The sequence below is a fragment of the Pantoea sp. R102 genome (genome assembly GCF_004916815.1).
GTDB lineage: Bacteria > Pseudomonadota > Gammaproteobacteria > Enterobacterales > Enterobacteriaceae > Pantoea > Pantoea dispersa.
On record NZ_SDFT01000121.1, the window covers coordinates 1 to 13832 of the forward strand.

Sequence of the window (13832 nt, forward strand, 5' to 3'; positions counted from 1 at the left end):
AGCGCCGAAGCCAGCAGCGATCTCTATCTCGGTATGCTCGGCATGCACGGCACCAAAGCGGCCAACCTGGCGGTGCAATCCTGTGATTTGCTGATTGCCGTCGGCGCACGCTTCGACGACCGCGTCACCGGTAAGCTGGATACCTTCGCGCCGCACGCCAGCGTCATCCACATTGATATCGATCCGGCGGAATTGAACAAACTGCGTCGCGCTCACGTTTCGCTGCAGGGCGATCTCAACCAGGTGTTGCCGGCGCTGAGCATGCCGCTGCAGATCGACGGCTGGCGTACTGAAGTTAAAGCGATGAACGCGGAGTTCGCGTGGCGTTACGACCATCCCGGCGAGGCGATCTACGCGCCGCTGCTGCTGAAGCAGTTGTCAGATCGTAAACCTGACAGCACGGTGGTAACCACCGACGTTGGCCAGCACCAGATGTGGGCGGCGCAGCACATGCGCTTCAGCGCGCCGGAAAACTTCATCACCTCCAGCGGTCTGGGCACCATGGGCTTTGGGCTGCCGGCTGCGGTGGGCGCGCAGGTTGCCCGTCCGGGTGACACCGTTATCTGCGTGTCCGGTGACGGCTCAATCATGATGAATATTCAGGAGCTGGGCACCATCAAGCGTAAGCAGCTGCCGGTAAAAATCCTGCTGCTGGATAACCAGCGTCTTGGCATGGTTCGCCAGTGGCAGCAGCTGTTCTTTGATGGTCGCTACAGCGAAACCATCCTCACCGATAACCCCGATTTCCTCACGCTGGCCAGCGCCTTTGATATTCCGGGCCAGCGCATTAGCCGTAAAGATCAGGTCGACGCCGCGATTGATGCTCTGCTGAACAGTGAAGGTCCTTACTTCCTGCATGTTGCGATTGATGAGCATGAAAACGTCTGGCCACTGGTGCCGCCGGGTGCCAGCAACGCAAACATGATGGAGAAAACCGTATGAACCAGCATCAATTGTCTATCGAAGCCCGCTTTCGCCCTGAAATATTGGAGCGCATTTTGCGCGTCGTGCGTCACCGTGGCTTCCAGGTCTGCGCGATGAATATGGCGTCCGCCGTCAATGCGGAGAACATTAATATCGAAATGACCGTTGCCAGCCAGCGCTCTGTCGATTTACTGTCTTCGCAGTTAAGCAAACTTATGGATGTCGCCTGTGTCGAGATCCAGCAACAGACAACACAACAAATCCGCGCCTAGTCGCCAAAGGAAATAACAATGAGTACGAAGAAAGCAGACTTTATCTGGTTCAATGGAGAGATGGTTAAGTGGGAAGACGCCAAGGTTAGCGTTATGTCTCACGCACTGCATTACGGCACCTCTGTGTTCGAAGGCGTTCGCTGCTACGACTCACACAAAGGTCCGGTGGTGTTCCGTCACCGTGAACACATGCAGCGTCTGCACGACTCCGCCAAAATTTACCGTTTCCCGATCAAAGCCAGCGTGGATGAGTTGATGGAAGCGTGCCGCGAAGTCATCCGCGTCAATAAACTGAAGAGTGCCTACATTCGTCCGCTGGCCTTTGTCGGCGACGTGGGCCTCGGCGTTAACCCGCCAGACGGCTTCACCACCGATGTGATCATCGCTGCGTTCCCGTGGGGGGCTTACCTGGGCGCCGAAGCGCTGGAGCAGGGCATCAACGCCATGGTTTCTTCCTGGAATCGCGTGGCGCCAAACACCCTGCCAACCGCGGCGAAAGCGGGCGGTAACTATCTATCTTCCCTGCTGGTTGGCAGCGAAGCGCGCCGCCACGGCTATCAGGAAGGTATCGCGCTGGATACCCAGGGTTATATCTCCGAAGGTGCTGGCGAAAACCTGTTTGAAGTGAAAGACGGCATCCTGTTCACCCCACCGTTCACCTCTTCAGCGCTGCCGGGCATCACCCGCGACGCAATCATCAAGCTGGCGAAGGATCTCGGTATCGAAGTGCGCGAGCAGGTGCTGTCACGCGAATCGCTGTACCTGGCGGATGAAGTGTTCATGTCCGGTACTGCCGCAGAAATCACGCCGGTACGCAGCGTGGACGGCATCCAGGTGGGTGAGGGCAAACGTGGTCCGGTGACCACCAAAATCCAGCAGGCGTTCTTTGGCCTGTTCACCGGCGAAACCGAAGACAAGTACGGCTGGCTGGATCAGGTGAATCCATAACAAGACAGTAACGCGGGTGCAGCAGCGCCCGCGTCATTTTTCAGACTGGAGTAAATAGAGCATGCCTAAGTACCGTTCCGCCACCACCACCCATGGTCGTAACATGGCGGGTGCCCGTGCCCTGTGGCGCGCCACCGGAATGACCGACGACGATTTCGGTAAGCCGATTATCGCCGTGGTTAACTCCTTCACCCAATTCGTACCGGGCCACGTGCACCTGCGCGATCTTGGCAAACTGGTCGCTGAGCAAATCGAAGCCGCGGGTGGTGTAGCCAAAGAGTTCAACACCATCGCGGTGGATGACGGTATCGCCATGGGTCATGGCGGCATGCTGTATTCACTGCCTTCACGCGAGCTGATTGCCGACTCCGTGGAATATATGGTGAACGCCCACTGCGCCGACGCCATGGTGTGTATCTCCAACTGCGACAAAATCACCCCCGGCATGCTGATGGCCTCGCTGCGCCTCAACATTCCGGTGATCTTTGTCTCCGGCGGTCCGATGGAAGCCGGTAAAACCAAGCTGTCAGACAAAATCATCAAGCTGGATCTGGTGGACGCGATGATTCAGGGTGCGAACCCGAACGTCAGCGATGCCGACAGCGAACAGATTGAGCGTTCCGCCTGCCCGACCTGCGGCTCGTGCTCCGGCATGTTCACCGCCAACTCCATGAACTGTCTGACCGAAGCGCTGGGCCTGTCGCAGCCGGGCAACGGCTCGCTGCTGGCAACCCACGCCGATCGTAAAGACCTGTTCATCAACGCCGGCAAGCGCATCGTTAACCTGACCAAACAGTACTACGAGCAGGATGATGCGCGCGTGCTGCCGCGTAACATCGCCAGCAAAGCCGCGTTCGAAAACGCCATGACGCTGGATATCGCCATGGGCGGTTCCACCAATACCGTGCTGCACCTGCTGGCCGCCGCGCAGGAAGGCGAGATCGATTTCAACATTTCCGACATCGATCGCCTGTCACGTAAAGTGCCGCACCTGTGCAAAGTGGCGCCGAGCACACAGAAATATCATATGGAAGATGTGCACCGCGCGGGCGGGGTAATCGGTATTCTTGGCGAGCTGGATCGTGCCGGCCTGCTGCACACCGACGTACGCAACGTGCTGGGTCTCAATCTGCGCGAAACCCTCGATCAGTACGACATCATGCTGACCAAAGACGAAGCGGTGAAGAAGATGTTCCGCGCCGGCCCGGCGGGCATCCGTACTACCCAGGCGTTCTCACAGGATTGCCGCTGGGATACGCTGGATGACGATCGTCAGGAAGGCTGTATCCGCACGCGCGAACACGCATTCTCTCAGGATGGCGGTCTGGCAGTGCTGTACGGCAACATGGCGGAAGATGGCTGCATCGTGAAAACCGCCGGCGTCGACAAAGAGATCCTCACCTTTAAAGGTCCGGCAAAAGTGTATGAAAGCCAGGACGATGCGGTGGAAGCGATTCTCGGCGGTAAAGTGGTCGCCGGTGACGTGGTGGTCATCCGCTACGAAGGGCCGAAAGGCGGTCCGGGCATGCAGGAAATGCTCTATCCGACCACTTATCTGAAATCGATGGGCCTTGGCAAAAGCTGTGCGCTGATCACTGACGGACGCTTCTCGGGCGGCACCTCGGGCCTCTCCATTGGTCACGCATCACCGGAAGCGGCGAACGGCGGCACCATCGCGCTGGTTAAAGATGGCGACATCATTGAAATCGATATCCCGAATCGTGGCATTAAGCTGGTGGTACCGGATAACGAACTGCATGCCCGTCGTGAAGAAGAGGAAGCGCGTGGCGAAGCGGCTTATACGCCGCACGGTCGTGTGCGTCAGGTCTCCTTCGCACTGCGTGCTTATGCATCGCTCGCCACCAGCGCTGACAAGGGCGCGGTGCGCGATAAGTCTAAGCTGGGAGGCTAATCTCTGATGGCTGAGTCTCAACCGCTTTCCGCGTCGCCCAATGGCGCGGAGTATCTGCGCGCGGTGCTGCGTGCGCCTGTGTACGAAATTGCCCAGGTGACGCCGCTGCAAAAAATGGAAAAAATTTCGTCGCGTCTTGGCAACACCATTCTGGTGAAGCGCGAAGATCGCCAGCCGGTGCACAGCTTCAAGCTGCGCGGTGCCTACGCCATGATCGCCGGCCTGACGGAAGAGCAGAAAGCGCGCGGCGTGGTTACTGCTTCGGCGGGTAACCACGCGCAGGGCGTGGCGCTCTCGGCCAGCACGCTTGGCATCAGGTCACTGATTGTGATGCCAGTGGCGACGGCGGACATCAAGGTTGATGCAGTGCGCGCGTTTGGCGGTGAGGCTTACCTGTTCGGAGCCAACTTTGACGAGGCAAAAGCCAAAGCGATTGAGCTGGCGGAGCAGCAGGGTTACACCTTCGTGCCGCCGTTTGATCATCCGGCGGTGATTGCCGGTCAGGGCACGCTGGCGATGGAGCTGTTGCAGCAGGATGCGCATCTCGATCGCGTGTTTGTGCCGGTAGGCGGCGGCGGTTTAGCGGCGGGTGTGGCAGTACTGATTAAACAGCTGATGCCGCAAATCAAGGTTATCGCGGTCGAGTCGCAGGACTCTGCCTGCCTGAAGGCGGCGCTTGACGCCGGCGAGCCGGTGGATTTGCCGCGCGTCGGGCTGTTTGCCGAAGGCGTGGCGGTCAAGCGTATCGGCAGCGAAACCTTCCGCCTGTGCAAAGAATACCTCGACGACATCATCACCGTAGACAGCGATGCCATCTGCGCAGCGATGAAGGATCTGTTCGAGGATGTGCGTGCGGTGGCGGAGCCTTCCGGCGCGCTGGCGCTGGCGGGCATGAAGAAGTACATCCAGCAGCACGACATCAAAGGCGAGCGGCTGGCGCACGTGCTGTCGGGCGCCAACGTCAACTTCCACGGTCTGCGCTATGTCTCTGAGCGCTGTGAACTGGGTGAGCAGCGTGAAGCGCTGCTGGCGGTCACCATCCCTGAGCAGCAGGGCAGCTTCCTGCGTTTCTGCCAGACGCTGGGTGGCCGCGCGGTAACCGAGTTCAACTACCGTTATGCCGATGCCGATAACGCCTGCATCTTTGTTGGCGTGCGTTTAACGCGCGGCCTTGAGGAGCGCAGCGAAATCATCAGCCAGCTGGCTGAAGGCGGCTATCAGGTGGTGGATTTGTCGGATGATGAGATGGCGAAGCTGCACGTGCGCTACATGGTGGGCGGACGCCCGTCAAAACCGCTGCGCGAACGGCTGTTCAGCTTCGAATTCCCGGAAGCGCCGGGCGCGCTGCTGAAGTTCCTGCAGACGCTGGGCGCGCACTGGAATATTTCGCTGTTCCACTATCGCAGCCACGGCACCGATTTTGGTCGCGTGCTGGCGGCGTTCGAGATCAACGACAAAGAGCCGGATTTCGACACTCACCTCAACGCACTCGGCTATGAGTGGCACGACGAGGCCAGTAATCCGGCGTTTCGCTTCTTCCTCGCCGGCTAAACTACAGCAGGTGCCAGAAAGCATTAATCAGCGGCTCCCCGAGCCGCTTTTTTTGTACGCATACGCCAAGCTCCAGCGGCGCCACCGACTCGACATTTTCCAGCGTCAGCACGCGATTGCGCACCGGTTCCGGACTGTTTTCCAGCACCACATCCGGCAGCAGCGCGATGCCGCAGCCGAGCGCCACCATCGACACAATCGCCTCATGGCCAGACACCGTGGCGTAAATCTGCGGGTTGGCAATGCGGTGGCGGCGAAACCATAAATCAATGCCGCGCCGCGCCGGCCCCTGATCCGGCAGGATAAAGGGAATCTGCGACCAGTCCGGCTGCTCCTGCGTCGCCTGGCTGCGCACCGGGCAGGGCAGCGCCGGGGCGATCAGCACCAGCGGGATCAAACCCAGTGGTGTAAAATCGATACTGGCGGGCAGCGACTCCGGCCGGCCGGCGATGGCCAGATCCGCTTCGCCGGACTGCACCATTTCAATGGCATCGGCGGCGTCGCCGGTGGTGAGTTTAATTTCCACCTGCGGATGCTCCGCGCGAAAGCGGTCGAGAATCGGCGGCAGATGGCTGTAGGCGGCGGTTACCGAGCAGAACAGGCGCAGCTCGCCGCTCAACGACGGGCCGTTCAGGTCCATGACATGGCGCAGCTGCTGATACTGCAGCAGGGTCTGCTGAGCGAACTGACGCAGCCGCTCGCCGGCTTCGGTCAGCGTCACGGTGCGGTTGTCGCGCAGGAACAGCGCGTGTCCGACATCCTCTTCCAGCCGCTGGATCTGGCGTGACAATGTCGACGGGCTGACGTGCATGGCGCGCGCGGTACGGCCAAAGTGGCAGCTTTCCGCCAGGTGAAGAAACAGTTTAAGGTCTCGTAAATCCATGCGCGTTTTGCCCTCAGCGTGATGTTGCAAATTCTGCAATGTGACGTTGTTAATATATCAATTTAAGCAACAGATTTCCTGTCATATGATGGGGTCATTCGCGGCGCTAAATCCGGCGCCGTTACTGAACAAAAGCAAACACAACATCTGAGCGGAGTACCCATGGCTAACTACTTCAACACATTGAATCTGCGCAATCAGTTAGCGCAGTTAGGCAAATGTCGCTTCATGTCGCGCGATGAATTCGCGGATGGCGCTAGCTTCCTGAAAGGTAAGAAAGTGGTCATCGTCGGCTGCGGCGCGCAGGGCCTGAACCAGGGTCTGAACATGCGTGACTCTGGCCTTGATGTGTCTTACGCACTGCGCGCTGAAGCCATTGCTGAGAAGCGTGCGTCGTTCCGTAAAGCCACCGAAAACGGTTTTAAAGTGGGTACTTACGAAGAGCTGATCCCGCAGGCAGATCTGGTAGTTAACCTGACACCAGACAAGCAGCACTCTGCCGTTGTGCAGGCCGTTCAGCCGCTGATGAAAGACGGTGCCGCGCTGGGTTACTCTCACGGTTTCAACATCGTCGAAGTGGGCGAGACCATCCGTAAAGACATCACCGTGGTGATGGTGGCACCGAAGTGCCCGGGTACCGAAGTGCGTGAAGAGTACAAACGTGGCTTCGGCGTTCCAACGCTGATCGCTGTTCACCCGGAAAACGATCCAAAAGGCGAAGGCATGGCGATTGCCAAAGCCTGGGCTGCAGCCACCGGCGGCGACCGTGCAGGCGTGCTGGAATCGTCCTTCGTGGCAGAAGTCAAATCAGACCTGATGGGCGAGCAGACCATTCTGTGCGGTATGCTGCAGGCCGGTTCACTGCTGTGCTTCGACAAGCTGGTGGCCGAAGGTCACGATGCGGCGTACACCGAGAAACTGATTCAGTTCGGCTGGGAAACCATCACCGAATCGCTGAAGTTCGGCGGCATCACGCTGATGATGGATCGTCTGTCTAATCCGGCAAAAATCCGCGCTTATGCGCTGTCTGAGCAGCTGAAAACCATCATGGCACCGCTGTTCCAGAAGCACATGGATGACATCATTTCGGGCGAATTCTCTTCCGGTATGATGGCTGACTGGGCGAACGACGACAAAAACCTGCTGACCTGGCGTGAAGAGACCGGCAAAACCGCGTTCGAAAATGCCCCGCAGTTCGAAGGCAAAATCGACGAGCAGGAGTATTACGACAAAGGCGTGGTCATGGTCGCGATGGTGAAAGCGGGCGTTGAGCTGGCATTCGAAACCATGGTTGACGCGGGCATCATCGAAGAGTCGGCTTACTATGAATCGCTGCACGAGCTGCCGCTGATTGCCAACACCATCGCCCGTAAGCGTCTGTATGAAATGAACGTGGTAATTTCCGATACCGCAGAATACGGTAACTACCTGTTCTCCTTCGCAGCCGTTCCGCTGCTGAAAGAGTTCATGACTACGCTGCAGCCTGGCGACCTGGGCAAAGCGGTAGAAGGCACGCAGGTGGATAACGCGCAGCTGCGCGACGTGAACGAAGCGATCCGCCAGCATCCAATCGAAGCCGTTGGCCGCAAACTGCGTGGCTATATGACCGACATGAAACGCATCGCCGTCGCGGGCTAAGGCACGCGAGACACAGTTTTCAGCCTAATCAAACCCCGGCTTGCCGGGGTTTTTTTATGTCTTATGTTTGAGTGCAGAAGAGTTTCTCTCACTATTTCCCTCACCCTAGCCCTCTCCCGCTGGCGGAAGAGGGAACCGTTCGGTGCGGGCTGATGTTTCTACACTTATCTATCAACATCGCGCGGACGCTCCCTCTCCCGTTTACGGGAGAGGGCCGGGGTGAGGGACACACCGCACCATCCCCACACCGCCAATAAAAAACCCGGCCGGAGCCGGGTTCTGTCAACACGCAATCAATCACACCGCTTCATACAGCGTCTGGTGGCGCGTCTCTTTACAGGCAATCAGTGCGATCAGCGTCAGCACCGCCATGGAGGCCAGATAGAAGCCCACCGCCTGCAAGCCGTAGTTCGCATTCAGCCAGGTCGCAATATAAGGCGCCACCGAGGCGCCAAGAATCGACGACAGGTTGTAAGAGAACGACGCGCCGGTATAGCGTACTTCGGTCGGGAACAGTTCTGGCAGCAGCGCGCCCATCGGGCCGAATGTCAGACCCATAATACTCAGGCCGAGCAGCAGGAAGCCCATCACCAGAATCTGCGAGCCGGAGCCGAGCAGCAGCGGGAACATCAGCGCAAAGGCGATGATAATCAGCGTAATGGTGATCATCGTTTTGCGACGGCCAAAACGGTCCGCCAGCAGGCCGGCAATCGGCACCATCACGCCAAAACCGATGACCGCCACCATCAGCATCCACAGGAAGCTGTTACGCGAATAGCCGAGACCAACCGGCGCCGGCGCAGTGCCATAGCTCATCGAATACACCGTCATAATGTAGAACAGCGTGTAGGTCGCCAGCATGATAAACGTGCCGAGAATGGTCGCCGTCATATGCTTGCTCAGCAGCGTACCGATAGGGATCCGCACCTGTTTCTTCTCTTTCTGCACTTTGGCAAACACCGGGCTCTCATGCAGCGATACGCGCACATACAGACCGATAATCACCAGTACCGCAGAAAGCACAAACGGCACGCGCCAGCCCCAGTTCATGAACTGCTCATCGGTCAGCAGCCACGAGAGCAGCAGGAACGTGCCGTTTGCAAAGAAGAAGCCAATCGGTGCGCCCAGCTGCGGGAACGAGCCATACAGCGCGCGTTTCTTCGCCGGGGCGTTCTCGGTGGCCAGCAGCGCTGCGCCGCCCCATTCGCCGCCCAGTCCCAGGCCCTGACCAAAACGCGCCAGCGCCAGCAGCAGCGGTGCCGCCACGCCAATGGTCTGATAACCCGGCAGCAGGCCGATCAGTACGGTAGAAACGCCCATGGTCAGCAGCGAGGCAACCAGCGTCGCTTTACGGCCCACGCGGTCGCCAAAGTGACCAAACAGCGCGGAGCCAATAGGGCGCGCAACAAAGGCGATAGCGAAGGTCGCCAGCGATTGCAGTGTGGCAACCGTAGCGTCACCCTGCGGGAAGAAGATATGCGGAAAAACAATTACCGCGGCGGTGGCATAGATATAGAAATCGAAGAATTCGATCGCAGTGCCGACCAGTGAGGCAACTACCACTTTACTGCGTGAGTTAACCGGTGTGCCGTCGTGTGGTTGGTCGGGTGTTTCGGAGATGGAGGCTTGCATAACTGTTTCTTAATTGTAAATGTAAACAAAGAATCTTACGCACCTGTTTTGCCGCATTCAATGACGAAAAACCGCGTCACACCGGGCTTTGGCGGCGAAAAAGAGGATAATTTCTGAGTTACGGCAATCGGCGGCGGATGGGAAGGGGAAGCGCGGCTTTTCTGGCGTGATTCTCTGCAAAAGGGCCAAATAAAAGTGACCCTCCAGCGTTTCCTGCTGGTTTTTGCTGCTTTAGTAGCCAGCAGGAAACATTTTTTGCTGTTGCGGCAAATGTAACTGAATTGTCGCGTTACGCCGAGTGATGCGGCTGCGACATCTCGGGATCATCCTTGTATTTTGCGGTGGCGATCCACGCAGCGCAGAACAGCGTCAGACGCGCGAAAAAGTAGAAGAAGGCCATCAGCCCCAGCACCGATCCAAAGGCGGCACCGGAGGGCGACGTCGCCAGCTTCGGCAGCGTCAGCGTCATGACAAACTTGATCACCTCAAACCCTATCGCCGCCAGCAGCGTACCGCGCAGCAGCGCTTTTTTGCGTGGCTTGTGGCGCGGCAGAATCCAGAAAATCCACAGGAACAGCAGATAGTTGGCGAAGATGGAAATCGACAGCGCGATGATGGTCATCGCCGGCCGCAGCCACTCGATATCGCCCAGCCCCAGCGCATTCACGATCGCCGCCTGCGCTGCGCCGGCAATCGAGGTCAGCGACAGCGTAATCACCAGCGCCAGCATCAGACCCAGCAGCGAAACCAGGTCGCGCAGATATTTCTTCCACCACTTCTCCTGGTCATCCGGCTTGCGTTCCCATACGTCACGCGACTGGGCGCGTACCGCTTCGCGCAGGTTACCCATCCAGTTAATGCCGGAGTAGAGCGCCAGCAGCAAACCGGTCAGGCCGACAGTCGCGCGCTGCTGAATCGCGGTATTGACGGTATTTTTCAGCGTGGTCGCCAGCGTCGGGTCGCTGATGCTGTTAACGATTTTGTTGATCAACTCGGAAAGCAGGTCCTGATTGGACGCCAGCACAAAGCCGACCGCCGCAAAGGAGACCATCAAAATCGGTATCAGCGAAAGAAAGGAAAAATAGGTGATCGCCGCACCAAACTGGCTGCCGAGGCGATCGTTAAAGCGCTCAAGCGCGCGCAAAAAGTGCGCCACTGCCGGGATCGCCTGAAACCAGGCGGCAAAGCGTGAGACGCGCCGGATTGAGCCATCTACGGTTTTGTTCCCGGTTTTGATATCAATCAGCGGCTTAGCTTCAGCCGCTGAGGCTTTTGTGGTTTTGTCCGTCATAGACCTTCTGCATCCTGTTCACAGCGAAAATAAAATTATAGCCTGCCCGTTCAGGTCACGTATTCCTGCAGCACCTGACTCAGCCACTCCATAAACACCCGCACGCGGCGCGCCACGTTGCGACGGTGAGGATAGAGCAGGGAAATCGGCATCGGTTTGGCCGGGAAGTGGTGCAGCACTTCGACCAGCTGGCCGGATTCCAGCAGCGGCTGCACGCCAATCGCCGGTACCTGAATAATGCCCAGCCCGGCAATACAGGCGGCGCGATAGGTTTCGGTGCTGTTTACCGTCACCACGCCGCCGGTCTGCACGTAGTGGCACTGTTTGCCATCAAAGTACTCAAAGCCCGGCGAGGGCTGCCCCAGCTGCTGGGTATAGTGCACCATGGCGTGCTGGCCGAGATCGTCCAGCCGCACCGGCATGCCAAAGCGGGAAAGGTAGCCAGGGCTGGCGCAGTTGATCAAGGCGTGCGAGCCAATTTTTCGCGCAATCAGGCCGGAATCTTTCAGTTCGCCAACACGCAACACGCAGTCAAAGCCCTCGCGAATCACATCAACCTGGCGATCGCTGCTGCTCAGTTCAATCTCCACGCCTGGATAGTGCTGCAAAAACTCTGGCAGGCGCGGCAGGATAAAACCGGTCGCCATCGCCACCGACATATCGACGCGCAGTTTGCCGCTCAGCGTGGCAGGATCGTGCTGGAACAGGCTGTCCATATCATCCAGCATCGACAGCAAATCCAGGCAGCGATCGTAATACACCAGCCCATCCTGGGTGAGATGCACACGGCGCGTGGTACGGTGCAGCAGGCGTGTGCCCATCTGATTTTCCAGCGCCTGCAACTGGCGGGACACGCTGCCCTTGGGTAAACCCAGACTCTCAGCCGCGCGGGTAAAACTGCCCATTTCTGCCACCCGCACAAACACCTGCATAGCGTGAATTTTATCCATGTTGTTCACCGATTGTTGTTGTTAGTGAAACAGTGCTGTGTATTCCCCTGCGTTTATAGATCAATTATTCGCGAATATCCTTAATCCGTGTTCAATTTTCCAACCGGAGCGAAACATGTCTCATAAAATTGCGTTGATTACCGGCGGCAACCGCGGTCTGGGCAAGAATGGCGCGCTAAAACTGGCCGCTAAGGGCGTCGATATTCTGTTTACCTGGCGCGGTCATGCTGAAGAAGCGCAGGCGGTAGTGAAGGAGATTGAGGCGCTGGGCGCGCGTGCGGTGGCGCTGCAGCTGGATGTGGGCGACAGTAAGCAGTTCGATGACTTTGCGGCGCGGGTCAAAGCAACGCTGAACGAGACCTGGCAGCGCGATAGCTTTGATTATTTAGTGAACAACGCTGGCCACGGTCATTACAAGCTGCTGGCCGAAACCAGTGAAGAGGAGTTTGATGCGCTGGTGAATGTGCATTTTAAAGGGCCGTATTTCCTGACACAGAAACTGCTGCCGCTGATCGCCGATGGTGGACGCATCCTGAACATTTCCAGCGGTCTGACGCGCATGACGCTGCCGGGTTCTGGTACTTACGCCGCCATGAAAGGGGCGATGGAAGTGCTGACGCGCTATCAGGCGAAAGAGCTGGGCGAGCGCCGCATTCGCGTCAACATTCTGGCGCCGGGGGCGATTGAAACCGACTTTGGCGGCGGTCGCGTGCGCGACACGAAAGATCTGAACGCGCATATCGCTTCAGTGACCGCGCTGGGCCGCGTTGGTCTGCCGGATGACATCGGTGATGCCATCAGCGCCATCCTGAGCGACGAAACCGGCTGGATTACCGCCCAGCGTATCGAGGCCTCCGGCGGTCAGGCACTGTAAAAACATCGCGCTGCGACCGAATCGTGTTAACGAACGGAGCAGCGCCCGTTTTACACCTCAATCGTGCCATCAATCAGGGTGAGGGTTTGCCCGCCGATCCAGATTGTCTCACCGGCAAAACGCACCACAATGCGACCGGCACGCTGGATGGCGCTGCCCTGACGCGCGCAGTAATCCTGCCGCTGGCCCTGCGCCGCCAGATAGCGTGCCAGACAGGCGTTGGCGCTGCCGGTGACCGGATCTTCGACCAGGCTACCGTTCTCGACCAGCAGCGCGCGCACCTCGTACTGCGCCTCTGCGTCCTGCGGCAGCGGGCCAAACAGGGCGATGCCGTTCACGCCCGCATGCTGCTGCAGCCGCAGTAAATCGTCCGCCTGGGTGACCACCTCCAGCACCGCCTGCGCGCTGCTCATCGGAATCAACAGCCAGCGAATCCCCATATCCGCCACGGCTGGCGTCTGGCTGAGATCGAACGCGTCACTGTGCAGCGCGCTGCTCATTAGCGCATCGCTGAACGGCGTCAGGCTGGCGTCCGGCGCGGCAAAGGCCAGCGTACCGTCAGCGCCAATCTGTACCTCCACCAGGCCCACGCCGCACTCCTGCACAATCTTACCCGCTGTTTTCAGGGGCCAGCCGGCTTCCAGCAAGGCATGCGCGGTGCCAAGCGTGGGGTGTCCGGCAAACGGCAGCTCGCCGCCGGGCGTAAAAATGCGCACACGATAGTCGGCTGTGGCATCCTGTGGGGGCAGCACGAAGGTGGTTTCCGACAGATTGGTCCAGCGTGCGATGGCCGCCAGCTGTGCGTCGCTCAGACCCTGGGCATCCATAATCACCGCCAGCGGATTGCCGCTGAACGCACCTGTGGAGAACACATCCACTTGTTTAAACGCCACCTGCATGTTCGCTCCTTTCCTCATTGAGGTTGTCTGAAATCCGGATTTACATCCTGCTGATTGC

12 protein-coding genes are annotated in these 13832 nt (G+C 58.6%); 7 read left to right on the forward strand and 5 right to left on the reverse strand.

Translation table 11 applies throughout. The features are described 5' to 3' along the window. The 5 genes from ERD80_RS13340 to ilvA form a co-directional block, all read left to right on the forward strand. The coding region (locus ERD80_RS13340; RefSeq protein ID WP_248295859.1) for a thiamine pyrophosphate-dependent enzyme at nt 1-942 on the forward strand (942 nt) is incomplete at its 5' end. Then, the gene (ilvM, locus tag ERD80_RS13345) at nt 939-1196 is read left to right on the forward strand and encodes an acetolactate synthase 2 small subunit (protein WP_008106624.1); all 258 of its coding nucleotides are present in this window, start codon (nt 939-941) and stop codon (nt 1194-1196) included. The genes ERD80_RS13340 and ilvM, both read left to right, overlap by 4 nt. A gap of 18 nt (nt 1197-1214) precedes the next feature. Further along, nucleotides 1215-2144, forward strand: coding sequence for a branched-chain amino acid transaminase (locus ERD80_RS13350; protein ID WP_021507916.1), 930 nt, complete (start codon nt 1215-1217; stop codon nt 2142-2144). Nucleotides 2145-2205: 61 nt separating this feature from the next. Continuing rightward, the gene (gene ilvD / locus ERD80_RS13355) at nt 2206-4056 is read left to right on the forward strand and encodes a dihydroxy-acid dehydratase (RefSeq protein ID WP_136547210.1); all 1851 of its coding nucleotides are present in this window, start codon (nt 2206-2208) and stop codon (nt 4054-4056) included. A gap of 6 nt (nt 4057-4062) precedes the next feature. Further along, on the forward strand, nt 4063-5607 hold the full coding sequence (ilvA, locus tag ERD80_RS13360) for a threonine ammonia-lyase, biosynthetic (RefSeq protein WP_058775138.1): 1545 nt from the start codon (nt 4063-4065) through the stop codon (nt 5605-5607). Between the two features lies 1 nt (nt 5608). On the opposite strand, the gene ilvY is transcribed toward ilvA, so the two are convergent. Next, a complete protein-coding gene (gene ilvY / locus ERD80_RS13365; protein ID WP_021507913.1) occupies nt 5609-6490 on the reverse strand; it encodes an HTH-type transcriptional activator IlvY in 882 nt (293 codons plus the stop codon). A 162-nt stretch (nt 6491-6652) separates the two neighbouring features. Between ilvY and ilvC the strand changes: the two genes are divergently transcribed. Continuing rightward, nucleotides 6653-8128 carry a ketol-acid reductoisomerase gene (gene ilvC, locus ERD80_RS13370; protein WP_021507912.1) on the forward strand — a complete coding sequence of 492 codons (1476 nt, stop codon included), beginning with the start codon at nt 6653-6655 and terminating at the stop codon, nt 8126-8128. 297 nt (nt 8129-8425) lie between these two features. On the opposite strand, the gene ERD80_RS13375 is transcribed toward ilvC, so the two are convergent. From ERD80_RS13375 to ERD80_RS13385, 3 genes are all read right to left on the reverse strand, one after another. Further along, a complete protein-coding gene (locus tag ERD80_RS13375) occupies nt 8426-9760 on the reverse strand; it encodes an MFS transporter (protein WP_136547211.1) in 1335 nt (444 codons plus the stop codon). 289 nt (nt 9761-10049) lie between these two features. Further along, a complete protein-coding gene (yhjD, locus tag ERD80_RS13380) occupies nt 10050-11051 on the reverse strand; it encodes an inner membrane protein YhjD (protein ID WP_058770904.1) in 1002 nt (333 codons plus the stop codon). 50 nt (nt 11052-11101) lie between these two features. After that, entirely contained in the window at nt 11102-12001 is a 900-nt protein-coding gene (locus ERD80_RS13385; protein ID WP_031279769.1) for a LysR family transcriptional regulator, read from the reverse strand. Nucleotides 12002-12116: 115 nt separating this feature from the next. On the opposite strand from ERD80_RS13385, the gene ERD80_RS13390 reads away from it, so the two are divergent. Further along, the gene (locus ERD80_RS13390; protein WP_021507908.1) at nt 12117-12875 is read left to right on the forward strand and encodes an SDR family oxidoreductase; all 759 of its coding nucleotides are present in this window, start codon (nt 12117-12119) and stop codon (nt 12873-12875) included. 50 nt (nt 12876-12925) lie between these two features. On the opposite strand, the gene ERD80_RS13395 is transcribed toward ERD80_RS13390, so the two are convergent. Then, complete coding sequence (locus ERD80_RS13395) at nt 12926-13774, reverse strand: PhzF family phenazine biosynthesis protein (RefSeq protein WP_059011335.1); 849 nt, start codon at nt 13772-13774, stop codon at nt 12926-12928. Nucleotides 13775-13832: the final 58 nt, after the last annotated feature.